This is a genomic window from Microbacterium sp. 13-71-7, assembly GCF_002257455.1.
Classification (GTDB): Bacteria; Actinomycetota; Actinomycetes; order Actinomycetales; family Microbacteriaceae; genus Microbacterium.
Genome location: NZ_NCKN01000007.1, coordinates 1 through 23513 on the forward strand (window position 1 = coordinate 1; position 23513 = coordinate 23513).

At 71.9% G+C, this 23513-nt stretch carries 22 protein-coding genes and 1 pseudogene; 8 read left to right on the plus strand and 15 right to left on the minus strand.

All coding sequences use genetic code 11. The features are described 5' to 3' along the window. A partial coding sequence (gene hrpB / locus B7X32_RS01355; protein ID WP_292714926.1) for an ATP-dependent helicase HrpB occupies positions 1–2290 on the plus strand: 2290 nt, incomplete at its 5' end. Between the two features lie 16 nt (positions 2291–2306). Here the strand turns inward: hrpB and B7X32_RS01360 are convergent. The 7 genes from B7X32_RS01360 to B7X32_RS01390 form a co-directional block, all read right to left on the minus strand. Beyond that, positions 2307–3041, minus strand: coding sequence for an ABC transporter permease (locus B7X32_RS01360; RefSeq protein WP_292714929.1), 735 nt, complete (start codon positions 3039–3041; stop codon positions 2307–2309). Further along, positions 3038–3811: an ABC transporter ATP-binding protein gene (locus B7X32_RS01365; protein WP_292714932.1), complete on the minus strand. Its 774-nt coding sequence runs from the start codon at positions 3809–3811 to the stop codon at positions 3038–3040. The genes B7X32_RS01360 and B7X32_RS01365 overlap by 4 nt, the downstream gene beginning before the upstream one ends. A 103-nt stretch (positions 3812–3914) precedes the next feature. Beyond that, complete coding sequence (locus B7X32_RS01370; RefSeq protein ID WP_292714934.1) at positions 3915–4502, minus strand: TetR family transcriptional regulator; 588 nt, start codon at positions 4500–4502, stop codon at positions 3915–3917. A gap of 42 nt (positions 4503–4544) precedes the next feature. Further along, positions 4545–6047, minus strand: coding sequence for an L-serine ammonia-lyase, iron-sulfur-dependent, subunit alpha (locus B7X32_RS01375; RefSeq protein WP_292714937.1), 1503 nt, complete (start codon positions 6045–6047; stop codon positions 4545–4547). Then, positions 6044–7609: a HAMP domain-containing sensor histidine kinase gene (locus tag B7X32_RS01380; protein WP_292714939.1), complete on the minus strand. Its 1566-nt coding sequence runs from the start codon at positions 7607–7609 to the stop codon at positions 6044–6046. Before B7X32_RS01380 ends, B7X32_RS01375 begins: the two co-directional genes overlap by 4 nt. After that, positions 7606–8403 (minus strand): response regulator transcription factor, encoded by a 798-nt coding sequence (locus tag B7X32_RS01385; RefSeq protein ID WP_292714941.1) that lies wholly within the window; start codon positions 8401–8403, stop codon positions 7606–7608. The genes B7X32_RS01380 and B7X32_RS01385 overlap by 4 nt, the downstream gene beginning before the upstream one ends. 118 nt (positions 8404–8521) lie before the next feature. After that, complete coding sequence (locus tag B7X32_RS01390) at positions 8522–9814, minus strand: MFS transporter (protein WP_292714943.1); 1293 nt, start codon at positions 9812–9814, stop codon at positions 8522–8524. 71 nt (positions 9815–9885) lie between these two features. On the opposite strand from B7X32_RS01390, the gene B7X32_RS01395 reads away from it, so the two are divergent. After that, positions 9886–10800, plus strand: a complete 915-nt coding sequence (locus B7X32_RS01395) for a LysR substrate-binding domain-containing protein (RefSeq protein ID WP_366246930.1) — start codon at positions 9886–9888, stop codon at positions 10798–10800. A 33-nt stretch (positions 10801–10833) separates the two neighbouring features. Here the strand turns inward: B7X32_RS01395 and mmuM are convergent, their stop codons facing one another. After that, a complete protein-coding gene (gene mmuM, locus B7X32_RS01400) occupies positions 10834–11760 on the minus strand; it encodes a homocysteine S-methyltransferase (RefSeq protein ID WP_292714945.1) in 927 nt (308 codons plus the stop codon). A 73-nt stretch (positions 11761–11833) separates the two neighbouring features. Here mmuM and B7X32_RS01405 point away from each other — a divergent pair, with 73 nt between their 5' ends. Beyond that, a complete protein-coding gene (locus B7X32_RS01405) occupies positions 11834–12643 on the plus strand; it encodes an IclR family transcriptional regulator (protein WP_292714947.1) in 810 nt (269 codons plus the stop codon). Here the strand turns inward: B7X32_RS01405 and B7X32_RS01410 are convergent. The 4 genes and pseudogenes from B7X32_RS01410 to B7X32_RS01425 all read right to left on the minus strand — a co-directional run bounded on the left by B7X32_RS01410 (position 12637) and on the right by B7X32_RS01425 (position 16080). After that, positions 12637–13146 (minus strand): IclR family transcriptional regulator C-terminal domain-containing protein, encoded by a 510-nt coding sequence (locus B7X32_RS01410; protein ID WP_292714984.1) that lies wholly within the window; start codon positions 13144–13146, stop codon positions 12637–12639. The genes B7X32_RS01405 and B7X32_RS01410 overlap by 7 nt on opposite strands. Before the next feature lie 71 nt (positions 13147–13217). Then, positions 13218–13475: pseudogene (locus B7X32_RS01415) on the minus strand (hypothetical protein); the annotation flags it as partial. Further along, the gene (gene alr, locus B7X32_RS01420) at positions 13472–14599 is read right to left on the minus strand and encodes an alanine racemase (RefSeq protein WP_292714949.1); all 1128 of its coding nucleotides are present in this window, start codon (positions 14597–14599) and stop codon (positions 13472–13474) included. The gene alr and the pseudogene B7X32_RS01415, both read right to left, overlap by 4 nt. Then, positions 14596–16080, minus strand: coding sequence for an amino acid permease (locus tag B7X32_RS01425; RefSeq protein ID WP_292714987.1), 1485 nt, complete (start codon positions 16078–16080; stop codon positions 14596–14598). Before B7X32_RS01425 ends, alr begins: the two co-directional genes overlap by 4 nt. Positions 16081–16408: 328 nt before the next feature. On the opposite strand from B7X32_RS01425, the gene B7X32_RS01430 reads away from it, so the two are divergent. Both B7X32_RS01430 and B7X32_RS01435 read left to right on the plus strand, forming a co-directional pair. Next, positions 16409–17464, plus strand: coding sequence for a homoserine dehydrogenase (locus B7X32_RS01430; protein WP_292714951.1), 1056 nt, complete (start codon positions 16409–16411; stop codon positions 17462–17464). Further along, positions 17461–18876, plus strand: a complete 1416-nt coding sequence (locus B7X32_RS01435) for an aldehyde dehydrogenase family protein (RefSeq protein ID WP_292714953.1) — start codon at positions 17461–17463, stop codon at positions 18874–18876. The genes B7X32_RS01430 and B7X32_RS01435 overlap by 4 nt, the downstream gene beginning before the upstream one ends. A 32-nt stretch (positions 18877–18908) precedes the next feature. Here B7X32_RS01435 and B7X32_RS01440 read toward each other — a convergent pair whose 3' ends face one another. After that, a complete protein-coding gene (locus B7X32_RS01440; protein ID WP_292714955.1) occupies positions 18909–19337 on the minus strand; it encodes an Lrp/AsnC family transcriptional regulator in 429 nt (142 codons plus the stop codon). Between the two features lie 76 nt (positions 19338–19413). Here B7X32_RS01440 and B7X32_RS01445 point away from each other — a divergent pair, with 76 nt between their 5' ends. The 3 genes from B7X32_RS01445 to B7X32_RS01455 all read left to right on the plus strand — a co-directional run bounded on the left by B7X32_RS01445 (position 19414) and on the right by B7X32_RS01455 (position 21890). Beyond that, positions 19414–20649 (plus strand): aminotransferase class I/II-fold pyridoxal phosphate-dependent enzyme, encoded by a 1236-nt coding sequence (locus B7X32_RS01445; protein WP_292714957.1) that lies wholly within the window; start codon positions 19414–19416, stop codon positions 20647–20649. A 114-nt stretch (positions 20650–20763) separates the two neighbouring features. Next, entirely contained in the window at positions 20764–21471 is a 708-nt protein-coding gene (locus B7X32_RS01450) for an alpha/beta hydrolase (protein ID WP_292714958.1), read from the plus strand. A gap of 53 nt (positions 21472–21524) precedes the next feature. After that, positions 21525–21890 (plus strand): hypothetical protein, encoded by a 366-nt coding sequence (locus B7X32_RS01455; protein WP_292714960.1) that lies wholly within the window; start codon positions 21525–21527, stop codon positions 21888–21890. Positions 21891–22093: 203 nt separating this feature from the next. Here B7X32_RS01455 and B7X32_RS01460 read toward each other — a convergent pair whose 3' ends face one another. Continuing rightward, on the minus strand, positions 22094–22609 hold the full coding sequence (locus B7X32_RS01460; RefSeq protein WP_292714962.1) for a hypothetical protein: 516 nt from the start codon (positions 22607–22609) through the stop codon (positions 22094–22096). Between the two features lie 445 nt (positions 22610–23054). Next, positions 23055–23468, minus strand: a complete 414-nt coding sequence (locus B7X32_RS01465) for a pyridoxamine 5'-phosphate oxidase family protein (RefSeq protein WP_292714964.1) — start codon at positions 23466–23468, stop codon at positions 23055–23057. Positions 23469–23513 lie beyond the last annotated feature (45 nt).

A 23513-nucleotide genomic window follows, 5' to 3' on the forward strand; every position in this document is an offset into this window, starting at 1 on the left:
CTTCCGCGGCGAGCGCTCGGTGAGCCGAGACACGCGCGTCGAGTTCGTGACCGCGGGCGTGCTGCTGCGCCGCATGCTCGGCGATCCCGGCCTCGACGGCGTGGACGCCGTCGTCATCGACGAGGTGCATGAGCGCGCCCTCGAGACCGACCTCCTGATCGGCCTGCTCGGGGAGGTGCGCGAGCTGCGCGACGACCTCGTGATCGTCGCGATGTCGGCCACGCTCGACGCCGCCCGGATCGCATCCGTGATCGGCGGCACCGGCGCGCCCGCGCCGATCGTCGAGCACACCGTCCCCGCGCATCCGCTCACGGAGCGCTGGGCGCCGAGCCCGGTCCCGCGACTGGACGAGCGCGGCGTCACCCGGGGCTTCCACGATCACGTGGCGCGCACCGCGGAGGACGCCGCCCGGGACCTGGTCCGCGAGGATCCCGCCGCGGACGTGCTGGTCTTCGCGCCGGGCGCCCGCGAGGTCGCCGAGATCGCCCGTCGCCTCCGCGACGGCGGGCCGGGGTTCGACGTCCGCGAACTGCACGGCCTGATCCCGGCGGCGGAGCAGGATGCGGTGATCCGCGGCCGGCGCCCCTCCGAGGCGCCGCGCATCATCGTCACCACATCGCTCGCCGAATCGTCGCTCACCGTGCCCGGCGTGCGCCTCGTGGTCGACAGCGGACTGTCCCGGTTCCCGCAGCGCGACACGGCCCGCGGCATGAGCGGGCTCGTGACGGCTGCGGCCGCCCGTTCCTCCGCCGTGCAGCGCGCCGGCCGCGCCACCCGGCAGGGACCCGGCACGGTCATCCGCTGCCTCGACGAGCGGACGTTCGCGGCGGCTCCCGCCCGGCCCGCCCCCGAGATCGCGACCGCGGACCTCGCCGATGCCGCGCTGCTGCTGGCGTGCTGGGGCGCCCCCGGCGGGGCAGGGCTGCGCCTGATCGATTCGCTCCCCGCCGATGCCCTCGCCGAGGCGCAGGCCGTGCTGCACGATCTCGGCGCGACGGACACGGACGGCCGCGCCACGGACGAGGGGCGCGCACTGGCCCGGATCCCCGTCGACCCGCGCCTCGCCCGCGCCCTGATCGAGGGCAGCGGGCTCGTGGGCGACCGGCTGGCGGCGGAGGTGGTCGCGCTGCTCGGCGGAGACCTGCGCGTGCCGGACGCCGACGTCGCCGCCGCGCTCGTCGCACTCCGGAACGGCCGGGGTCCCGACGCCCGCCGCTGGGCGCAGGAGGCGGAGCGGCTGCGACGATTCCTCCCGCCGGTGTCGCGCTCCACGCCCGCTGCGGCCGGGGTCGACGACGCAGGGCTCGTGATCGCACTCGCCTTCCCGGCACGCGTGGCCCGAAGGGTCGAGCGCACCCCGGACGGAGCGACGTTCCTGCTCGCGTCGGGAACCCGCGCGGGCGTTCGGGGATCACTCGCCGGCGTCGACTGGCTGGCCGTCGCCGACGTCGCGCGCGCCTCCGGGCGGGTGGCGGACGGATCAGGGGCCGTCATCCGCGCCGCGGCGGCGATCACCGAGGCCCAGGTGGAGCGGGCCGCCGACCACCTGATCACGGATCGGGTGGAGGCGGAGTTCGCCGGCTCCCGCGTCACCGCCCGGCGCGAGCGCAGGGTGGGCGCGATCGTGCGCTCCTCCGCGCCTGTCCGGGCAGGCGCGGAGGAGGGCCGCGATGCGGTGCGACGCGCCCTGCACGCGCAAGGACTCGACGTGTTCGCCTGGTCGGAGGCCGCGGATCAGCTGCGCCGCAGGCTCGCCCTGCTGCATCGCGCCCTCGGATCCCCCTGGCCCGACGTCTCCGACACCGCGCTCACCGCCGCGCTCGACGACTGGCTCGGCCCCGAGATCGACGCACTCGCCACCGGGACTCCGACGACGAGGATCGACCTCGCGCCGGCGCTCCGCCGCCTCCTGCCCTGGCCCGCCGCGGCGGAGTTCGACGCGCTCGTCCCAGAGCGCCTCGAGGTGCCGAGCGGCTCGCGGGTCCGCATCGTCTACCCCGCGCACGACGATCCGGACGCACGCCCCGTGGTGGCGGTGAAGCTGCAGGAGTGCTTCGGCTGGGCTGAGACGCCGCGCCTCGCCGGAGGGCGCGTGCCCGTGCTCTTCCACCTGCTCTCCCCCGCCGGGCGCCCGCTCGCGATCACCGACGATCTGGCCTCGTTCTGGACGGGACCCTACGCCCAGGTGCGCGCCGAGATGCGCGGGCGCTATCCGAAGCACCCCTGGCCGGAGGATCCATGGCAGGCCGCACCGACCCGCCACACGAAGAACCGCGCCGCGCGCGACTAGTGCTCGACCCGCGCGTTCAGGACGTGCGCCGGCGCAGCGTGAGCGGCGCGAGCACGAGGAAGGCCACCGCGAAGCCCGCCACGATCAGCACCGGACGCCACAGGTCCCAGTCGCCGGTGCCGGCGGTCACCGCTTGGATCGCGTCGATCGCATGGCTGAGCGGCAGCCAGTCCGAGATCGTGTAGAGCACGTCGGGCATCTTGTCCCGCGGCATGAACAGGCCGCCCAGGATGATCTGCGGGAACACCAGCAGCGGCATGAACTGCACGGCCTGGAACTCGGTCTGCGCGAACGCGCTCGCGAGGAGTCCGAGCGAGGTGCCCAGCAGCGCGTCCACGACCGCGACGAGCCCGAGCTGCCAGAGCGGACCGTCCACGGTGAGCCCGCACACGTAGACGGCGAACGCGACCGTGACGACGGCCTGCACCACCGCCATCAGGCCGAATGCGAGCGCGTAGCCGAGCACGAAGTCGGCCTTGCCGAGCGGGGTCGTCATGAGCCGCTCGAGCGTGCCGGAGCGACGTTCGCGCAGCGTCGTGATCGAGCTCACCAGGAACATCACGATGAACGGGAACAGCCCGAGAATGGCTCCGCCGAAGGTGTCGAACACGCCCTTCGTGTCGGTGAACAGCCAGGCGAAGAGTCCGACGAGCAGGCTCGGCGCGACCACCATGAGCGCGATCGAGCGCGGATCGTGCCGCAGCTGGGTGAGCACCCGGCCCGCGGTCGCGAACATCCGGCGCGGGTTCACGATGCCGCCGCCTCTCGCTGCTCCCGGCGCGTCTGCGGTCTGCTGCCCGTATCCGCGGTCTCGTCCCGGGCGATGAGCACGAGGAACGCCTGCTCGGGATCGGTCTTGCCGGTGTCCGCCAGCAGCTCGGCGGATGTCGTGTCGGACACGATCCGCCCCTCGCGCATCAGCAGGAGCCGGTCGCAGCGCAGCGCCTCGTCCATCACGTGGCTGGAGACGAGCATCGTCGTGCCGGCCTCCGCGATCCGGCGGAACAGGTCCCACAGCTCCGACCGCAGCACCGGGTCCAGTCCCACGGTCGGCTCGTCGAGGACCACGAGTTCGGGCGAGCCCAGCAGCGCGACCCCGAGCGACACCCTGTTCGCCTGTCCGCCGCTGAGCGCGGAGACCCGTTGCCCCGCGGACGCTGTCAGCCCGACCTGCTCCATGACGCGGTCGGCATCGGTGTGGCCGACCCCGAGCACCGCGGCGAAGTAGCGCAGGTTCTGCCGCACCGTGAGGTCGGAGTACACGGCGGCGCCCTGCGTGCCGTATGCGACGCGATGGCGGAGCGAGGCGGATCCGGCCTTCTCGCCGAGCACCGTGACCTCGCCGGAGCGGATCCGCTGCACGCCCACGATCGCGCGCATGAGCGTCGTCTTGCCGCAACCGGACGGGCCGAGCAGCCCCGTCACCTCGCCGCGCGGGATCGTCAGCGCGAGGCCGTCGAACACGTCGTGCCGCCCGCGCCGCACGTGCAGCCCGTCGATCACCACCGCGTTATTCATCATGTGATGAATTATGGATCCGCAGGGGTCGCGGGTCAAGGTCCCTGAGGTCGTTCACGCGAGCGCAGCGAGAGGAAACGGCGTGCGCCGGCGAGGGCCGGAGCCCCTACTCGAACAGGTAGCGCTGGATCGTGGGCCCGACGCGCGCGACGAGCTCGTCGACCGGCGCGTCCGCGATGGGCTGCAGGCGCGCCACGTAGCGGGTCACGATCAGCCCGGCGATCTGCGATGCCACGAGAGTGGCGCGCAGAGCCGCGTCGGGCGTCTCGAGACGCGTCGTGATCCGCCCGATCAGCTCGCGGGACAGGAAGCCCACGAGCGGCGGCGACATGACCTTGGATCCGAGCGCGACGCGGATCAGCGTCACTCCGCGGCGGCGCACATCCGGCCGCTCGAACGCCTCGAGCACGTAGCGCACCACACGTTCGCCGACCTCGTCGCGCGGCCCCTGCAGGATCGTCGGGACGTCGACGTCCGGCCGCAGCGGGATGCCGATCACCTCCGCGAACAGGTCGGCCTTGGCGCCGAAGTAGTGGTGCACGAGCGCGGAGTCGACGCCCGCGCGCGCGGCGATCGCCCGGATCGTGGCGCCGTCGTAGCCGTTCTCGCCGAACTCGTGCTCCGCGGCGACGACGATCCGCTCCCGGGATCCGGACTCCCCCTTGGGGCGCCCGCGGCGACGCGTCGTGCTCATCTGCTCACCCTACGACGGGTGCCGGCAGCGCGCGCCTCGGGCTCAGCACTCGATGACGTTCACCGCGAGGCCGCCCTCGCTCGTCTCCTTGTACTTCGTGGACATGTCGAGGCCGGTCTGCCGCATGGTCTCGACGACCGCGTCGAGCGAGACGTAGTGCTGGCCGTCGCCGCGCAGCGCGAGCCGGGCGGCGGTCACGGCCGTGGAGGCGGCGATCGCGTTGCGCTCGATGCACGGGATCTGCACGAGCCCGCCGATGGGGTCGCAGGTGAGCCCGAGGTGATGCTCCATGGCGATCTCCGCGGCGTTCTCGATCTGCCGGTTCGTGCCGCCCATGACGGCGGTGAGCCCGCCCGCGGCCATCGCGCATGCGGATCCGACCTCGGCCTGGCAGCCGCCCTCGGCTCCGGAGATCGACGCGTTCGCCTTGAACAGGGATCCGAGCGCGGTCGCGGTGAGCAGGAAGCGGCGGATGCCGCGCCGGCGGTTGGCCTCGGCGAGCGTGTCCGGGTCTTCGATCGCGCCGACGGCGACGAGCGACGCTTCGGCGCCGAACCCCATCAGCGCGCTGCCGACCAGCTCGCCGTACGGGGTGACCGCGTTGCCCGCGCCGAGGCCGGAGTCGGCGAGGAAGCGCCACCAGTACATCGCCACCGCAGGCAGGATCCCGGCGGCGCCGTTCGTGGGAGCGGTGACCACGCGCCCGCCCGCCGCGTTCTCCTCGTTCACGGCGAGGGCGAACGCGCCCAGCCACTCGCCGGGGATCGCGGGGTGCCCTTCGGATTCGACCTCGTCCAGCTGCTCGCGGATCGCTCCGGCGCGGCGCTTGACCTTGAGGATGCCGGGCAGTGTGCCCTCGGCGTGCAGGCCCGCATCGACGCACGCGGCCATCGCGTTCCAGATCGCGTCGAGCCCTGCGGCAACGTCCTCCTCGCTGCGCAGCGCGGTCTCGTTGCGTCGCGCGAGCTCGGCGATCGTGAGCCCGTTCTCGTCGCACAGCTCCAGCAGTGAGGCCGCGTCCTTGTACGCGAAGGGGAAGGCGGCCTTGTCCAGCGCCCGGCCGGGGTCCTCGCCGTCGCGGCGGATGAACCCGCCGCCGATCGAGTAGTACGTCTCCTGCGCGAGGTGGATCCCGTCGGCGTCGAGCGCCCGCAGGGTCATCGCGTTGGGGTGGCCCGGCAGGCGCGTGCGCGGCTCGAACGTGATGTCGTCCTTCTCGAAGACCACCTCGTGCGTGCCGTTCAGCGCGAGCGGGGATCCATCGGTCCAGTCGGCCCAGGCGCGGCGGACGTCGGCGGGATCGCAGGTCTCGGGGGTGAGGCCGCGCAGCCCCGCGACGACCGCGTCCGGCGTGCCGTGGCCGAGCCCGGTCGCGCCGAGGGATCCGTAGAGCGAGCAGGTGACGCGCGCCACCTGCTCGAGCGTGCCGTTCACGGCGAGCCGGGCGGCGAAGTCGACGCCGGCGCGCATCGGGCCCACGGTATGGGAGCTCGACGGTCCTACACCGATGGAGAACAGATCGAAGGCCGAGACGTACGCAGTCACCCCTCCAGCGTAATCCGCCGGGAGGCGTCCGGATCCACGTCCGGCCCCGCGACCGGCAGCGTCACCACGAAGGCCGCGCCGGGCCCCTGGCTCACCGTGATCGTGCCGCCGTGCGCCTCGACCACGGCGCGGGCGATCGCCATGCCGAGGCCGGTGCCGCCGCCCTCGCGGGAGCGCGAGGTCTCCCCGCGCGCGAAGCGCTCGAACACGGTGTCGCGGACGGCCTCGGGGAGGCCAGGGCCGTCGTCCGAGACCGTGATCCGGACGGATCCGATCTCCTCACCCGTGCGCACCTCATCGAGCCGCACGCGCACGGTCGTCCCCTCCGGGGTGTGCACGCGGGCGTTGCCGAGCAGGTTGTCGACCACGCGGCGCAGATCCCCGGCGTCTCCTCGGACGAGCGCGGCATCCTCGCCGAGCTCCAGGATCCAGGTGTGGTCGGGGCCGGCGAGACGGGCGGCGAGCACGGCCTCGGCGAGCAGCAGCCTCAGATCGACCTCGTCCTGTGCGAGGGCGGGCAGGGCGTCGAGGCGCGCGAGCAGGAGCAGCTGGTCGATGAGCGCGCCCATCCGCACTCCCTCGACGTCGATGAGCGCGGCGTTGCCGCGGATCTCGGGCTCCTCCGCCTCGGGTCGATCGGAGAGCTGCGCGTAGGCGCGGATCGTGGCCAGCGGGGTGCGCAGCTCGTGGCTGGCGTCGGCGACGAAGCGTCGCATGGTCGACTCGCTGGCCTCGCGCTGGGCGAGAGCGCTCTCCACGTGGTCGAGCATGTCGTTCAGGGCCGTGCCGACCTGGCCGACCTCGGCGGTGGAGGCGATGTCGCGCGCCTCGACCCGCCCGGCGAGCCGCACCTCGCCCCGATCCAGCGGTACCGAGGTGACGGCCGCCGCGGTGTGCGCGACGCGGCGCAGCGGGTGCAGCGCGCGCCCCATCGCGATGGCGGCCGCCGCGATGGCGAGCACGATGCAGGCGATGCCGACCAGCGCGACCACGAGCGTCAGCCGTCCGGTCACGGCCGTGACGGAATCGAGCGGCAGCGCCGTGACCACGCCCACGCCGCTGGGCGTGGTGCGCCCGGCCACGCGGTAGTCGCCGAGCGCGCCGCCGAGGTCGAGGGTGACCGGGGCCGTGCGATCCGCGGGTCGGGTCGGCAGGCGCGCGGCGAGGAGCTTCTTCTGCGCGGCGGTGAGATCGTGCCGCACCCCGTCCGAGGCGATCCATCCGCCGATCTCGAACCTGCCGTCGCGGAAGATCGCGGTGATCGTGCCGGCGGACTGGCCGGGGGCGCCGACCACGTCGTTGCGGCTGGGGCGCGTGGGAGGCGTGGGAGCCGGGGTCGTTGCGGGGCCTGTCGGCGACGCGCCAGGCGCCGATCCCGGCCCTCGTCCGCCCGCGATGTCGGCGCCGCGCGCCGCCGCGCCGTTCAGACGCGCGTCGACCTGGCTCAGCAGGTAGTCGTGCAGCGAGAGCACCGCGACCACGCCGACGACGATGCTCACCGCCGCGACGAGGGCCGAGGCGATGAGCACCACCTGCAGGCGCAGGCTGCGAGGACGCCTCATGCGCCGGGCTCTGGATCCGCGACCCGCAGCACGTAGCCGACCAGCCGCACGGTCTCCAGGTTCAGCACGGCGGACCCGGCGAGCTTGCGGCGCAGGCTCGACACGTACACCTCGACCAGGTTCGACTCGGTGCCGAAGTCGTAGCCCCAGACCGCCTCGAGGATCTGCGCGCGGCGGAGCACGCGCCCGGCGTTGTTGGCGAGCAGGAGCAGCAGCTCGAACTCCGTGGGGGTCAGCTCGAGCGGGGTTCCGCCCAGCTCGGCCGTGGCCTCTGCCTTGTCCACGGCGAGGTCGCCGACGCGCAGCTGCGACTCGGCCGGCCGCGCGATCGCGGCGGCGGTGCGGGCCAGCACCCGCACCCTCGCCTGCAGCTCGGCGATCGCGAAGGGCTTCGTGAGGTAGTCGTCGCCGCCCGCGCGGAGGCCCGCGATGCGGTCGTCGTGACCGTCCAGGGCGGTGAGGAACAGCACCCGGATCTCGGGCCGGATCGCCCGGATCCGCTCGAGGGTGTCGAGCCCGTCGATGTCCGGCATCATGATGTCGAGCACGACCACGTCCGGCTGGAACTCGCGCACGGCGATGAGGGCGCTGCGCCCGCGATGCTCGATCCGCACCTCCCAGCCGTCGGCGCGGAGGGATCCGCCCACGGCCGCGGCGAGCGCCTGCTCGTCGTCGACCACGAGCGCCCGCGCCGGCGATCCATCGGAGCGGACCACGGGAGGCAGGCCAAGGGGCAGGGAGCTCGCGACGGAGGTCCCCGCCCCGTCGCCGTCCTGCGGCACCGCCTCCGCCATGTCCGTCCTCCTCCGGGCCCGCTCCGCACGCCCGGATCCATGGTCCGAGTCCCCCCGACGCAACTCCTGTGAGGCAGCTATGCGGCGGATGAGGATCCACGCTCGCCATGCACTCCGATCATGCCCCGTAGGCGACGGATGGGCGAGCGCGCCCGCGGAAGGTGTGGAAGAGCACCACGGTGAGGGCGATGAGAGCGGGCGCACCGCCGGCGAGCAGGAAGGTGATCTCGCCACCCAGCGCGTGCACTGCCCAGCCCGCGGCGAGCGCCCCCGCCGCCTGCATGCCGGTCATGCACACGACGTAGAGCGACACCACTCGCCCGCGGATCGCGCCGTTGGCCGAGAGCTGGGTGAGGGAGTCGTTGCCGATCATGAAGGCGGTCCGCATCAGCATCGACGCGACCAGTCCGACGACGAACAGCCCGGCGAAGGGCGCGAGCCCGGAGAACGCCCAGACCAGCCCAGAGCCCGCGAGCAGCAGCGCGCTGTCGCGGAGGCGCAGCTGCCGCCGACGTGCCGCCAGCAGGCTGCCCAGCAGAGCACCGACCGCCGACGCCGTCTGGAACAGGGTGTAGCCGAGCGTGCCGAGGCCATAGCGCTCGTTCGCCGACCAGGCCATGAGGATCGACGCCGTGAGCGCGAAGAACGCGAGCGATGAGATCAGCAGCAGGGCGGTGCGGATCTCCGGCTTGCGCCGCACGTAGTGGATGGCCTCTCGTATCTGCCCCCGCCGGGCGGCGACCTTGATCGCCGGGTGCAGCGCGGAGCGCCGGATCCCGAGCAGCATCACGATGCCCGCGAGCGGCCCGACGGGCGCCGCCACGAGCGCCCATCCGGATCCGATGATCGCGACGAGACCGGCCGTGAGCAGGGCGCCGAGGATCCCGGCGAGCTGCTGCACCGCGGCGTTCAGACTCATCGCGTTGGGCAGCGCGCGGGTGCCGACGACCTGTACGAGCAGTACCGCGCGGGCCGGTGCCTCGAACGCCGCCGCGACGCCGAGCAGAAGGGAGGAGGCGACGATCAGCGGCACGCCGGCCGCGCCGAGGATCGCCGGCACGCCCAGGCAGAGTGCCGCCAGCACCACGACGAGCTGGGTCAGCACGACCGTCCGCCGCGGTGCGAAGCGGTCGCTGAGCACCCCTCCCCACGGTCCGAGCACGATGGACGGCAGCAGCTGCGACGCGACGACCAGAGCGACGAGGCCGACATCGCCGGTGAGCTCGATCATCAGCGAATCCGTGGCCAGCCGCGCCAGCCATCCCGCTGCGGAGGTCGCCGCGAGGCCGGCGAAGTAGAGCCGGAAGTTCGCCTCCTGCAGCGCCGCGAAGGTCGCGCGGAAAGTCGGTCGGGTCGCGAGCACCGGCAGCGGCTCGGTGATCGGATGATCCACGGCCGACACGGAAGACATGACCTCAACGGTACGGAGGACCACCCGATCACTCACGATAATGATGGACATAACTGTTATCGGATCTGTGAATGAGCAGGACCTCGGCGGGAGGAACGAGCGTGTACGAGCCCGATCTGCTGCGCTGCTTCGTCGCCGTAGCCGAGAACCGCAGCTTCTCCGAGGCCGGGAGACAGCTCGGAATCAGCCAGCCCACCGTCAGCCAGCGGGTGCGACGCCTCGAGGAGCAGACCGGTCGCGCGCTCTTCGCCCGGGACACCCACAGCGTCGGCCTCACCGACGGCGGCGAGGCGATGCTCGCGTTCGCGCGCCGCGTCCTCGCCGTGCTCGATGAGGCGCACGCGTACTTCTCCGGCCCGGCGGAACGCGCCACGGTGCGTTTCGGCACCGCTGACGACCTCGCCCTCACCCACCTGCCCGGGATCCTCCGCGATTTCCGCCGGAAGAACCCGCTCGTCGACGTCGAGATCACGGTCGGGCAGTCCGCCGCATTGGTCCGGCGCCTACGGGCCGGCGCGCTCGATCTCGTCTACGTGCGACAGGAGCCCGGGATCGCGGAGGGCCACGTGGTCCGGCGCGAGCAGCTGATCTGGAGTGCGCACCCGTCGCTGCGACTCGACCCGAGTGACGTGGTCCCCCTGGTCACGTATCCCCGACCGAGTCATTCTCGCGCCGCCGCGGTCGCCGCGCTCGAATCCGCGGGACGACGCTGGAAGGCGACCTGCACAGTCCGGGACATCGCCGGGGTCCTTGCCGGCGTCCGCGCAGGCCTCGGCGTCGCCGTCTTCCCCGGCGGGATGATGCCGCCCGATCTGGTCCGCGCGGACGCCACGCTCGGCCTCCCGCGGCTGGGCACCCTCGACTTCGCACTCATCGACGACCCGGCGGCTCCGCGTGCGCCGATCGAGGCGCTGAGCACGGCGATCATCGACTCCCACACCAACGAGGCCCGCCAGCTCCCCGGCACGCGTCCGCGGACCGATTGACGACAGGACCGGGATCCGGGTCAGGGCCCCGGTTCACGGAAGGACTGAGTCGCCCAGGGCCTTCGCGAGGCCGGTGATGTCGGCCGGGCCGTATCCGCAGCAGCCGCCGAGGTAGCGGGCGCCGGCCGCGACCCATCCGCCGATCAGCGCGTGGTCGACGGTGTGCCCCTGCGACCAGGATTTGGCGACGCTGTCCCAGACGCCGCCGCGGTTCGGGTACGCGACACCAGGAAGGCCTGTGACCTGCACCGACGTCGTGATCGCTCCGAGCACGTCCGCCTGGTCCGAGCAGTTGACCCCCGCGGCGATCAGCGCGGACGAGTCCGCGAGAGCGGCGTAGGCGTCGGCGAGCGGCTGACCGGCGCAGGTGGCCGTCCCGCGCACCGAGTAGCTGAACCAGGCCGGAAGCCCGAGGTCGTCGAGCAGGGCGACCAGCACGACCGCCTCCTCGACATCCGGGATCGTCTCCACGGCGAACAGGTCGGGTCCGGCCTCCGCGAGCAGTTCCAGCCGCGGGGCGTGGAAGTCCCGCAGCCGGGCCGCGGAGAGCCCGTAGCCGCCGCGATACTCCGAGCCGTCGCCGAGCACGGCGCCGTACGGGCCGACGGACGCCGCGACCCGCAGTCCGGGGCGGAGCGAGGCGACCTCGTCGCGCACCTCGCAGGCGATCGTCACTCCTCGGCGGATCAGAGCACGGGCCTGGTCGTCATCGAATCCCGCGGCGAGGAACCCGCGCTCGCTGGCCTGATACGTCGCGGTGGTCGCGACGTCCGCCCCTGCCGCGAAGAAGTCCCGGTGCGCCCGGGCGATCCGCTCCGGCTCGTCCGCGAGCAGTCGCGCGGTCCACAGCGCACCGTCCACGACGGCCCCCTGCTGCTCGAGGGCCGTCGACAGGCCGCCGTCCAGGATCGTGACGGGCGGCAGCCGCTCCGCGCCGCTCGCAGACACTCCAGGGGTCATCGCGTCATCGCTCCCTCTTCGCCCGGCTGGGATCCGCGTGAGACCGGATACGGCGGTCGAGTACGCTCGTGCCATGCCGACCGCCGAAGATCTCGCCCAGGTCAGGACCAGCATGGGCCGCGGCTTCGACGTCCTCTCCGCGCTCGCCGAGCTCCTGTCCGACTCCCCCGCCGGCGCCACGGTCCAGGACGTCGCGCAGACGCTCGGTCGCGAGCGCTCGCAGGTCTCCCGGACGCTGTCCGCGCTCGCCGACCAGGGTCTCGTGGTGCGCGGAGAGGACCACCGCTACCGCCTCAGCTGGGGCTGGTACGCGGCCGCGCAGGATCTGACCGACCGACGCATGCGCACCACGGGCCTTGAGGTGCTCGACGAGCTCGCCACGTCGGTCGGCGAGGCGTGCTTCCTCGGCATCCTGCAGGGCGACAGCACGCTGACGATCGTGGAGAGCATCCCGGCGGGATCGCGCATGATCGGGTCCTGGATCGGCCGCGCCTATCCGGCGTTCTGCAGCGACGCCGGCCAGGCCGTGCTGTGGGACGCGAGCGACGACGAGGTGCGCACGGTGTTCGCCCGCACCTCGTTCACCAGCACCGGCCCGAACGCGCCCGCGTCGGCGGAGGACTTCCTCGCCCGCCTGCACACGGCCAGGGAGCGCGGATACGCGATCGTGGATCAGGAGGCCGAGCCCGGCCTCTACTCGGTGTCGGCCCCGGTGTGGGACTTCCGGGGCGAGACTGCGGCCGCCGTCCAGATCGTCGGCGAGCGCCAGACGCTGCACCCGCGCACGACGGAGCTCGCGGCGGCCTGCGTCGCGGCGGCGGAGGCGCTTTCGGCCGCACTCGGAGCACCCGGCGGGCGCCGGGACCCGCACCGGGCTCACTGACCGCTCGCGGCGGCGCTGAGCCGGTCGCCGACCTCGCGCAGCGCCGTCAGCGCCGCACGCGTTCGGCGAGAGCTCTGAGGGGCGCCACTGACCGCGATCGACGCCACGATCCCCGAGCGCCCGAACACCGGGAGCGCGAACTCGACGACGCCTTCCGCGTACTCGTCGACGGCGGAGATCACCCCGGCGGTCCTGTCGCGTTCGAGGAGAGCGTGCACCTCACCGATCGTGCGTGCCGCCGCGGGTCCTCCGACGCCGACGAACTGGACGTCCTGGAGCAGCCGGGCGAGCTCATCCCGGGGGTGGTCCCAGAGCAGCGCACGGCCGGCGCCGGTGCACCAGATCGGGTGACCGCCCCGTACCGGGTGGACAGGTCGGTCGCGCCGACGCCCGTCTCGGCGCGCAGCACGAGCGCCGCCGCGCCGTCCGCGGCGCAGATCCGTGCGGTCATCCGCAGCGTCGACGCCAGCGTCCGCAGCTCCTGCCGCGCGCCCTTCAGCCACGGGGCGTCGAGGGCGGCCGCGATGCCGAAGTAGGCGTCGCCGGCGCGGAGGACGGCATCCTCGTCGCGCTGCAGGAACCGCAGCGCGCGCAGCTCCTGGGTGAGGCGCGAGACGCGGCTGCGTTCGATCCCCGTGGCGTCGGCGAGACGGGAGGCGTTGTACCCGGATCGTCCGGCCTGCTCGCGCGCGACGGCCGATCCGAGCAGCGCCAGGCCCTGCGACAGCGATGAGGGAGCCGACATCCTGCCTCCCCGGTTGCTGCGCCGTTCTCCGGATGCGGCGGCTCCGGATCCGGGTCCGGCCAGCCTATCCGGCGCCTCCGCGATCATGTCGCCTCCCGCTCCGCCCGTGCGCGCCGCGGGAGGAGGCGACCCCACGCGGTGTACAGGTCCGCGGCGATCTGCCCCGATGCCTCCTCGAGGTCCCGTGCGAGGATCGCGCCGCCGTCCTGTTCGCCCGCCAGGACGACCTCGTCTGCGATCCGCGCTTCGGGAACAGCGGTGACGTCGAGCACCAGGGAGTTCATGGCGAGCCTGTCGACGACGGGGACCCGCTGCCCCCGCACCAGCGCATGGGCGCGCCCTCCGAGCACCCGGTGGAAGCCGTCCGCATATCCGAGCGGGACGACGGCGAGACGCGCCGCGTCCGCGATCCGGTGGGTGCGGTCGTAACCGACCGTGCTGCCGGCGGGGTAGGTGTTGATCGCGGCGATCCGGGAGACCAGCCGCAGCGCCGGACGGAGCCCTGACACCGGAGCGGCCGTGTCCCCGTAGAGCGCCGCTCCCACGCGCACGAGGTCGAACCTCGACGACGCGACCGTGAGCGCCGCATAGGAGGTCGCGCAATGCCGCTCGAGGTCGGGCGCCCCGCCGAGCAGGCCGACGGCCTCGGCGGACTGCGCACGGAACACCTCGGCTCCTGCGGCGACGTCCGCCTCGTCCTCGCAGGGGAAGTGGGAGCAGACGCCGATCGGCTGCAGCCCGGCGAGCTCACCGATCCCGGCGAGCTCCGCCCTGCCGCGCCCGCCGCCGAGCTCGACGCCGTCACGGCTGAGTCCGGTCGAGTTCAGGGAGACGTGCACGGGGATCCTCCTCCCCGTGGCGCGCGCGGCCGCATCGATCTCCCGCGCGTGCGCGAGGCCGCCCGCCCACTCCTCGACGCCCGCTGACACGGCGTCCTCGATCTCATCGCGAAGCGCCGTGCGCAGCCGCATGATGCGACCCCGGAATCCGAGCCCGCGGGCGCGGCTCGCCTCCTCGTTCGAGGTGACGCCGATCGCGGTGACGCCCGCGTTCATGAGGACCGGGAGGACGAGGTCGACGCCGTGCCCGTAGGCGTCGGCCTTCACCACACCGCACAGCGGCGTCGCGGAGCCGATCGCCTTCCGGACGACCTCGACGTTGTGCGCGATCGCGTCGAGGTCGACCTCGATCCATCCCGGCCCGAGGGTCATCGCCGGTGGCCTGCGAGCGGCTCCTCGGCGGCAGGATCCTCGCCGACCTCGACCGGAGCCTCCTCCGAGACCACGACCGCCGCCTTCGCCCCGCGACGCCCGTAGCGCCACCAGAAGAACAGGTAGCAGAGGCCGACGAAGGGGATGCCGAAGTACAGCGCCGCGATCTGGTTGGGATCGAACGCGATCGCGATCACCGAGATGAGCAGCAGCACGAAGGCCACGATCGGGAGGATGGGGAAGAGCGGCGTCCGGTAGGGCAGCGTCGACAGGTCGCCGCCGCGGCGGAGGAAGGCGCGCCGGTGGAAGAACTGCGACGCCACGATCGACATCCACACCGCGACGACCGCGAAGCCCGCGATCGAGACCAGCGCGAGGTACACGGTCTCCGCCGCGATGACGCTGGACAGCAGCGAGACGAGGCCGAGCGCCATGCTGACGCTCAGTGCCACGATCGGGATCCCGCGCCGGGTGAGCCGCGTGAACGACCGCGGGGCGTGTCCCTCCTCCGCGAGCGAGAACAGCATCCGCGCGCAGGAGAACAGGCCGCTGTTGCCGGCGGAGAGCAGGGCCGTGATGATGACGAAGTTCATGATGTCCGGCGCGAAAGGCACGCCGGCGTACGCGAAGACGTCCACGAACGGACTGCTGGTGACGCTCGCCTTGTCATAGGGCAGGATCGCGGCGATGACCGTGATCGACCCCACGAAAAGGACCAGCAGTCGCAGCACCGTGGACTTCAGCGCGCGCGGGATGTTCTTGCCCGGATCCTTCGTCTCGCCGGCGGCCACCCCGATCAGCTCGGATCCGCTGAACGCGTAGAAGACGGCGAGCGAGGTCATCAGGACTCCGCCGACGCCGCCGGGGAAGAGCCCGTGCGGGGTCGCGAAGTTGCTGAACAGCACGGCGCCGGGGTGCGTGTCCGAAAGCGGGGTGAAGCCGAAGATCGCCGCCCCGCCGAGCACGATCAGCGCGACGATCGCGACGACCTTGATGAGCGAGAACCAGAACTCGGTCTCGCCGAAGACGCGCGCCGAGATCGCATTGATGGAGAACAGCACGGCGGCGAAGATGAGGCACCAGACCCAAACCTGCACGCCGGGGAACCAGCGCTGCATGAGGATCCCGGCGGCGGTGAACTCGGATCCGAGCGCCACCACCCAGCACAGCCAGTACAGCCAGGCCGTGGTGAACCCCGTGGCGGGGCCGATCGAGCGCGCGGCGTAGATGTGGAACGCGCCGGAGACCGGGTACGCGGTCGCGAGCTCGCCGAGGCACGCCATCACCAGGTAGACGACGAGCGCGCCGATGAGGTACGCGATGATGGCGCCGAGCGGACCCGCCTGGCTGATCGTGTAGCCGGAGCTGAGGAACAGCCCGGATCCGATCACGCCGCCCAGGGCGATCATGATCAGGTGTCGCGCGTCCATGGAGCGCTGCAGTCGTCGCAGCGGCACCTGGGTGGCGGTGGTGTGGGGCATGGCGTTGGGCAGCGCCTTCTCCCCGGGAAGTGGGCTCATGATGTCTCGCATTCGAAGGGTGTGGGGGTGAGACGAACATCTGCGTGCTATATCACCACATCAATGTGCCGATGTCGCACGCAGTGTTTCCGGACATTACCGCGAGGAGTCCGCCCGCACAACCGTTCGCGGAGCCCGTCCGCCCCTGAGCGCCATTTCGGGCGAAACGTCATCGCGGCGGGCACAACGGCAGTGCGCTCGGACGATCGGGCAGGCGCGCACCGACACCCGGCCCGCTCAGGATGGATCGCGACCTGCCCATCCCTTCCGAGCATCGAAGGAGCACGACGTGAATCGTCATGACCTCGCCCTCATCGGCTTCGGCGGCGTGAACCGCGCCCTCGCCGAGATCATCCACGTTCGCGGAGAGGAGCTCGCGGCCGAGCTCGGCTTCGCACTGCGCGTCGTCGCGATCACCGATCTGCGCCTGGGCTCGCTCATGCAGTCCGAGGGCATCGACCTCGGCGCCGTGTTCCGGATGGCCGATGACGCGACCTTCGCGGGCCTCCCGGGAGGCGTCGCCGTGCCGCAGAACGACTACGTGATCCGCAGCACCACGGCCGACATCGTCGTGGAGGCGACCTTCACCAACCCGGTGGACGGCGAGCCGGCGGTGTCGCACGTGCGCGCAGCCCTGGAGAGCGGCAAGAGCGTCACGACGACCAACAAGGGCCCGGTCGCGCTCGCGGGCACCGAGCTCAACCGCATCGCGGACGCGCGGGGCGTGCGCTTCGAGTACGAGGGCTCCGTGATGAGCGGCACGCCCGTGCTCCGCTTCGCCTCCGACGCGCTGCCTGGCCTCCGGATCTCGGCCGTGCAGGGGATCCTGAACGGCACGAGCAACTATGTGCTCGGGCAGATGGAGTCCGGCATGACGCTCGCGGACGCCGTCGCGGAGGCCCAGTCGCTCGGCTACGCGGAGGCGGATCCGACGGCCGACATCGAAGGATCCGACGTGCTGCTGAAGGTCGTCATCCTCGCCAACGAGATCCTCGGCGCGAACATCACGACGGCCGACGTCGAGCGGCGCGGGATCTCCGGCATCACCCAGGAGGACATCGTCGCAGCGGCCGCCGACGGCCGCCGGTGGAAGCTGATCGGCACCGCCCGCCGCGACGACGCGGGCGAGATCGTCGCCACGGTCGAGCCCGTCGCGCTGCCCTCGACGCATCCGTTGGCCGGCATCTCGGGGCCCATGAACGCCGTGTCCTTCGACACGGACCTGCTCGGCGCCGTCACCGTCTCGGGCCCCGGCGCCGGTCGGATGGAGACGGCGTACGCGCTCCTCTCCGACATCATCGCGATCGACGCGCACCAGCGCGCCCTCGCCGAGGCGAGCCGATGAGCGCGCCCGTCATCATGGAACCCCTCGACGTGGCGGAGCCGGCGGCGCTGGCCGTGCGCAGCCCGTTCGACGGCCGCACGATCGGCTCCGTCCGCCAGAGCACGCCCGACGACGTGGCGGGGATCCTGCAGCGGGCGCGCGCCGGCTTCGCGATCTCGCGCACGCTCTCGCGCTTCGCCCGGCACGAGATCCTCGACCGCGCGGCGGGTCTGCTGCGCGAACGGGCGGACGAGGCGGCCTCGCTCATCGTGGGCGAGGCCGGCAAGACCATCCGGCAGGCGCGCAAGGAGGTGCGCCGTGCGGTGACGACGCTGTCCCTCTCCGCCGAGACCGCGCGCTCGCACGCGGGCGAGGTGATCCCCTTCGACGCCTTCGAGGGATCCGAGAAGCGCCGCGGCTGGTTCACCAGGGAGCCGCTCGGCGTCATCGTCGCGATCACGCCCTACAACGACCCGCTCAACCTCGTCGCGCACAAGCTCGGCCCGGCGGTGGCCGCCGGGGACGCGATCATCCTGAAGCCCTCCCCGCTCGCCCCGCTCACCGCGGAGTTCCTCGTCGCCCTTCTCGTGGAAGCCGGACTGCCCGCCGAGGTCATCACGACGGTCCACGGCGAGCCCGCGGTCGCGCAGGCTCTCGTGGCCGCGCACGACGTCCGCCTGATCTCGTTCACCGGCGGGTTCGCGACCGGTGAGGCCATCGCGCGCAGCGCGGGGCTGAAGCGGCTCGCGATGGAGCTCGGCGGCAACGCCCCCGTCCTGGTGTTCGCGGACGCCGACATCCCGGCGGCGGTCGAGGCCTGCGTCTCCGGCGCCTTCTGGGCCGCCGGTCAGAACTGCGTGGGAGCGCAGCGGATCCTGGTGCAGCGCGAGGTGCACGAGCGCTTCCGCGACGCGTTCGTCGCCCGCACGAGGGAGCTCATCGCCGGCGACCCCGCGGACGAGCGCACCGACGTCGGCCCGATGATCTCGGCGGACGCCGCCGAGCGCGCGCAGCGCCTCGTCGACGACGCCGTCGCCGTCGGAGCACGCGTGCTCGCCGGGCACCGCCGTGAGGGCTCGGTGTACTGGCCGACCGTCCTCGACACCGTGCCGTACTCCTGCGCACTGTGGCAGGACGAGGCGTTCGCCCCGGTCGTGGCGCTCGCTCCCTTCGACACGGAGGAGGAGGCGATCGCCCTGGCGAACGAGACCGACTATGCCCTGCATGCCGGGGTCTTCACGGCGGATCTCACCCGGGCGCTCAGGGTCTCCGAGCAGATCGAGGCGGGTGGCGTGATGATCAACGACTCCTCGGACTACCGCGTCGACAGCATGCCGTTCGGCGGCGCGAAGCACGGCAGCATGGGCCGCGAAGGCGTGCGGTTCGCCTATGAGGAGCTGACCCAGCCCAAGGTGGTGGCCATCAGCACCTGACCCGCGATCGGCGCCGGCCGGTCCGGCGCCGATCAGGGCCTGTCGATGACGCGCGTGAGCGAGAGCGCCGTGACCGTGTTCTCGACCCCGGGCAGGGCGGCGATCATCTCCCAGATCTCGCCGATCCGGTCCATGGTGTCCGCCCGCACGGTGACGAAGAGGTCGAACTCCCCGGAGAGGATGTCGCAGCGCACCACCTCCGGGATCCGCTCGAGCGCCGTCACGACATGCGCACCGCGCATGCGATCCGCGCGGTAGACCATCACGATCGCGGTCACCCGTCGCGCCGCCGCCGCACCGCGCACCACGGTGTACCCCGCGATCACGCCGTCGCGCTCCATGCGCTCGATCCGCTGCTTCACGGCGTTGCGCGACAGATGCACCCGGCCCGCGAGCTCCACCAGGGCGACGCGGGCATCCGCCGTCAGCTCCGCCAAGATGCGGTGATCCGTCCCATCCACGCTTCACCTACTTCGTTCATGTGCAATATAGACAATTGCAGATGTTGATATCACACGTTAGCGTAATGCCGATGCGATGACCACGCTCATCGCCCAGACCCAGGAGGACCCCATGACGGATCGTCCAGACCGCACCCGCCCCGCAACCCTGTCCGACGCGAGCCTCGCCGTCCACGCGGGCATCCACGTCGACTCGACCAAGGCCCTGCGAACGCCGCTCGTGATGGCCAACTCCTACCTCCTGCCGGAGGATCCGAGCGACATCAGCTGGTCGGCGACGGCGCCCGGCCTCTACACGCGCAACACGGGTGTCAACCAGCAGGCGCTGCAGGAGAAGCTCGCGGCGCTCGAAGGCGGAGAGGACGCCGTCGCGCTGGCATCAGGGGTCGCGGCGCTGCACGCCGTGTTCTTCACGCACGTCCGCGTGGGAGACCATGTGGTCGTCAGCGATGTGACCTACGAGGCGACCTGGCGCCTGTGGACCGAGCTGCTGCCGCAGCGGTACGGCATCGAGGCGACGTTCGTCGACATCACCGACCACGACGCCGTGCGGGCGGCGATGCGGCCGAACACCCGCCTCGTGTGCGTCGAGGCGATGGCGAACCCGACGACGCAGGTGACCGACGTCGCGGCGATCGCCGACATCGTGCACGATGCGGGCGCCATCCTCATGGTCGACTCCACCTACACGCCCCCGCCCTTCTACCGCCCCCTCCGCGACGGCGCGGATCTGGTCGTCCACTCCCTGACCAAGTTCATCAACGGGCACGGCGACGCCATGGGCGGGGCCGTCATCGGCCGGCACGAGCTCATCGAGCCGATCAAGGCGGACGCGATGGTCGACGTCGGCGGGATCATCTCGCCGTTCAACGCCTGGCAGATCCAGCGCGGATCCGTCACCCTGCCGCTGCGGATGCGTCAGCATCTCGCGTCGGCGCAGGCGATCGCCGAGCTGCTCGCCGATGACCCGCGCGTCGCCTACGTGTACTACCCTGGGCTCCCCTCGCATCCGCAGCACGAGCTCGCGGCCCGCCAGTTCGACGGCGCGTTCGGCGGGATGATCGCCTTCGCCGTCGACGGCGACCCAGACACGCAGAACCGCTTCGTCGCCAACCTGCGCCTGATCACCTCGGGCTTCTCGCTCGGCCACGACGACTCCCTCATCGTGCACACGGGGACCGAGGGCGGGCGCGTGTCCACGTACCCCGAGCCTTTCCGCAGGCTGGGCCACCTGCGCCTGTCGGTCGGGCTGGAGGACACGGACGACCTGCTCGCGGATCTGCGCGCGGCGCTCGACGCCACCTTCCGCTGAGATCACGGCCGCCGCCGGTCCGGCGAGCCCGATGCGCGGATCCGACTCCGCCGGGCGCGGATTCGGCAATCCTACGGATGGCGGCGGCCATGGCCGGGGCACAGGCTTTTGCGCATGACCGATCGCCCCCGCATCCTGCTCGTCCACGGCGCCTGGGTGGGCGCCTGGGAATTCGCCGACGCCATCGCCCTGCTGCGCGAGGGGGGCTGGGAGGCGGAAGCCCTCGACCTGCCCTCGACGGGATCGACCGCCGGGATGGACGCCGACGCCGCCGCGGTCACCGCCGCGCTCGATGCGATGCCCGGCCCCGTGATCCTCGTGGGTCACTCGTACGGGGGCGTGCCGATCACGCAGGCGGGCGATCATCCCGCGGTGCAGCACCTCGTCTACGTGGCCGCCTTCGCCCTCGATGCCGGCGAGAGCGTGCAGAGCTCCCTCGGCGGTGCGCTTCCCGAGCTCTGGCACGTCGAGGGCGGCCAGGTCTTCCTCGGGCCGGATCGCGCGGCGCGCATCGCGATGGTGAGCGCCGACTTCCCACCGGGAACCCCGCCCGAGGCCGCAGAGCAGCTGGCCGAACTGTTCCGCCCGCAGTCGCTCGCGTCGCTCCAGGGCGAGGCGAGCCGCGTCGCGTGGAAGCGCAAGCCGGCGACGTACGTGCTCACCGAGAACGACGTGCTCGTCCCGCCGCCGTTCCAGGAGCTGCTCGCGACCCGCGCCGGCGCCGAGATCGTGCGCGTCCCCACCGGGCACGCGCCCTTCCAGGAGGATCCGACCGGTTTCGTCGCAGTGATAGAGGCGATCGCGGCGACTCAGGAGCCTTGACAGGGGAACTTCACGGCCGAGAGGGTGGATCTCATTCGAGAAGCGAGGTCGGGATGGCAAGGGCGCAACGCCTGTACGGAGCGGCCCTCGTCGTTCTCGCAGCACTCGTCACTGCGGGCTGCGCACCCACGACACCCCCTCCGGGCCAGCTCGTCGGCAAGGACCTGGAGCAGACCCAGGACAGCCTCGGGGGGCCTTTCATCATCATCGACATCACCCCGAACGTCATCGACCAGCCGGCCGCGTACAACGACGGGAAGGACCCCGCGGGGTGGTCGGTGCTGGTCGCCTGCGCGTCCGACTCTGGCGAGGGATACGTCGTGGGCGTGATCCCGAAGGCGTCGGCGACGACGAGCATCATCCGCTCGGCCAAGGCCGGCGACTACGACTCCTACGTCGCGGGCTGCGCCAAGAGCTAGCGCCGACCGGGAAAAGCGAAACGGCCCGCCGAAGCGAGCCGTTTCTTACTGTCAGATCGTCACGGTCGACGGTGCGAGCATTGTTGACCTTTTGGTCGACGACGTGCTGCTCGATCGTGGACGCGACCCCTGTGGAGGATCCATCAAACAGGGCGAGAATGTTCTCCCGGCCGGAACAGGCCGCGGCGTCGACTTACGACTACTCAAGGGCTTGGTGCAGTGCTCACCGTGCATTGAGGGTTGGCGCCGAGCACTCCGGCCGAGGCTGTCGCCACGAGCCAGCTCGAGGTCCATCCACCGGGACCAACGAAACGGATCCCGAAGCTCATCGAATTGCCGAGGAGGCCCGAGAGCAGGCCGCCGTTCATCACGGTCGTGTACGCCGTGGTCGTACCGGTTGTGGTCACATTGCTCAGGAGCGGGCCGGTGATGGGCGTCAGCAAGCCCTGGTTCGTGCTGCCGTACTGCGCGTTGCTTGAGCTGTATCCGGTCACCCCCGCCGGTACGCGCCACGAGATCGTCAGGACGGGGTTCGCGCCGAGCAGTCCGGGATCGAGCACGCACCCCGGCGTCTGCGAACTGACCGGGGCAGGAACCGTGAGCGCGGTCAGCGTGCCGCTCGCTGCGAACTCACCGTCAGTGAACGATGCGTCCGTCGTCTCTTCGTGCGGCCACGTCAGCAGTGTCAGGAATGACGCGGTGGTGACGGCCGCGAGCACAGCAAGGACTCTGCGACGGCTGCGTGCGCGAGACGCCTCGGTAGCCATGATGTTCCTTACGGTCAGGCCTGTGGCCCCCATCCTGGATCGAGGAATACTGGTATGCAAGACCTTCGCACGAGGACGACCAGTCCGCCGGGACACCGCAATCCCCTCGAGACGCCGGGGCCCGGATCCTCACCGCCATATGAAGCGACGGCGTGCGGCTTTCTTCCCCTCGCCGCTGAAGGCGGCCTGCTGGGCGCATCGTCAGCAGGCCAATGCGAGATGAAGAATCGGGTAAAGGGCGTCCGTCGCCGTCGAATTCGCTTCGCCCCGTCTGGGCGACACACCTGGCTCGAACCGGTGTCAAGCTCGACCACGCGGTGGAGGATCCGTCGGAGAGGGCAATCATGTTCTCTCGGCCGGGGTCTCAAGAACTATCAAGAGTCTCGATCCGGTGACGCTACATGCGCCGGCGGAAGGCGCGTCCTGACACGGATGTCGGGTGGATACGCACCCACCGGTCTTTCGGCTCCGGCGCCCACGGTGTGACCCCGGTCTTCTCGGCGTCGAGCGTGTCCGCGTCCCGGTCGAACTCCTCGGCGACGCCCTTCACCATCACGCTGAACGCTTCGGGTCCGTCGGTCCCGTCGATCTCGAAGACGACACGCTGCCGTATGGTCAACTTGAGCAGTTTCGTGCCTGCGGAGGTCCGGAACACGATCATCCCGTCGAGTACGCCGTGGTTGATCGGGAAGACGTCGATCTCGTCCGCCGCGGCGACGGCGATGCGCCCGTACGGGGCCGCGTGGATCCGCTCCCAGCATTCGCTTTCGGTGAGCGCGCGTGTCGGCTCCCTGCCCTCTTCGGTGTCCATGGCCCGATGATCCCCGGCTCGGCGGCTCCGGACCGGGCCTAAGGT

Coding starts and splice junctions, on each gene's coding strand:
- B7X32_RS01365 (WP_292714932.1), bottom strand. CDS start 3,811: ATGATGAATAACGCGGTGGTGATCGACGGGCTGCACGTGCGGCGCGGG.
- B7X32_RS01370 (WP_292714934.1), bottom strand. CDS start 4,502: ATGAGCACGACGCGTCGCCGCGGGCGCCCCAAGGGGGAGTCCGGATCC.
- B7X32_RS01380 (WP_292714939.1), bottom strand. CDS start 7,609: ATGAGGCGTCCTCGCAGCCTGCGCCTGCAGGTGGTGCTCATCGCCTCG.
- B7X32_RS01385 (WP_292714941.1), bottom strand. CDS start 8,403: ATGGCGGAGGCGGTGCCGCAGGACGGCGACGGGGCGGGGACCTCCGTC.
- B7X32_RS01390 (WP_292714943.1), bottom strand. CDS start 9,814: ATGTCTTCCGTGTCGGCCGTGGATCATCCGATCACCGAGCCGCTGCCG.
- B7X32_RS01395 (WP_366246930.1), top strand. CDS start 9,886: ATGAGCAGGACCTCGGCGGGAGGAACGAGCGTGTACGAGCCCGATCTG.
- mmuM (WP_292714945.1), bottom strand. CDS start 11,760: ATGACCCCTGGAGTGTCTGCGAGCGGCGCGGAGCGGCTGCCGCCCGTC.
- B7X32_RS01405 (WP_292714947.1), top strand. CDS start 11,834: ATGCCGACCGCCGAAGATCTCGCCCAGGTCAGGACCAGCATGGGCCGC.
- alr (WP_292714949.1), bottom strand. CDS start 14,599: ATGACCCTCGGGCCGGGATGGATCGAGGTCGACCTCGACGCGATCGCG.
- B7X32_RS01425 (WP_292714987.1), bottom strand. CDS start 16,080: ATGCCCCACACCACCGCCACCCAGGTGCCGCTGCGACGACTGCAGCGC.
- B7X32_RS01435 (WP_292714953.1), top strand. CDS start 17,461: ATGAGCGCGCCCGTCATCATGGAACCCCTCGACGTGGCGGAGCCGGCG.
- B7X32_RS01445 (WP_292714957.1), top strand. CDS start 19,414: ATGACCACGCTCATCGCCCAGACCCAGGAGGACCCCATGACGGATCGT.
- B7X32_RS01450 (WP_292714958.1), top strand. CDS start 20,764: ATGACCGATCGCCCCCGCATCCTGCTCGTCCACGGCGCCTGGGTGGGC.
- B7X32_RS01455 (WP_292714960.1), top strand. CDS start 21,525: ATGGCAAGGGCGCAACGCCTGTACGGAGCGGCCCTCGTCGTTCTCGCA.
- B7X32_RS01465 (WP_292714964.1), bottom strand. CDS start 23,468: ATGGACACCGAAGAGGGCAGGGAGCCGACACGCGCGCTCACCGAAAGC.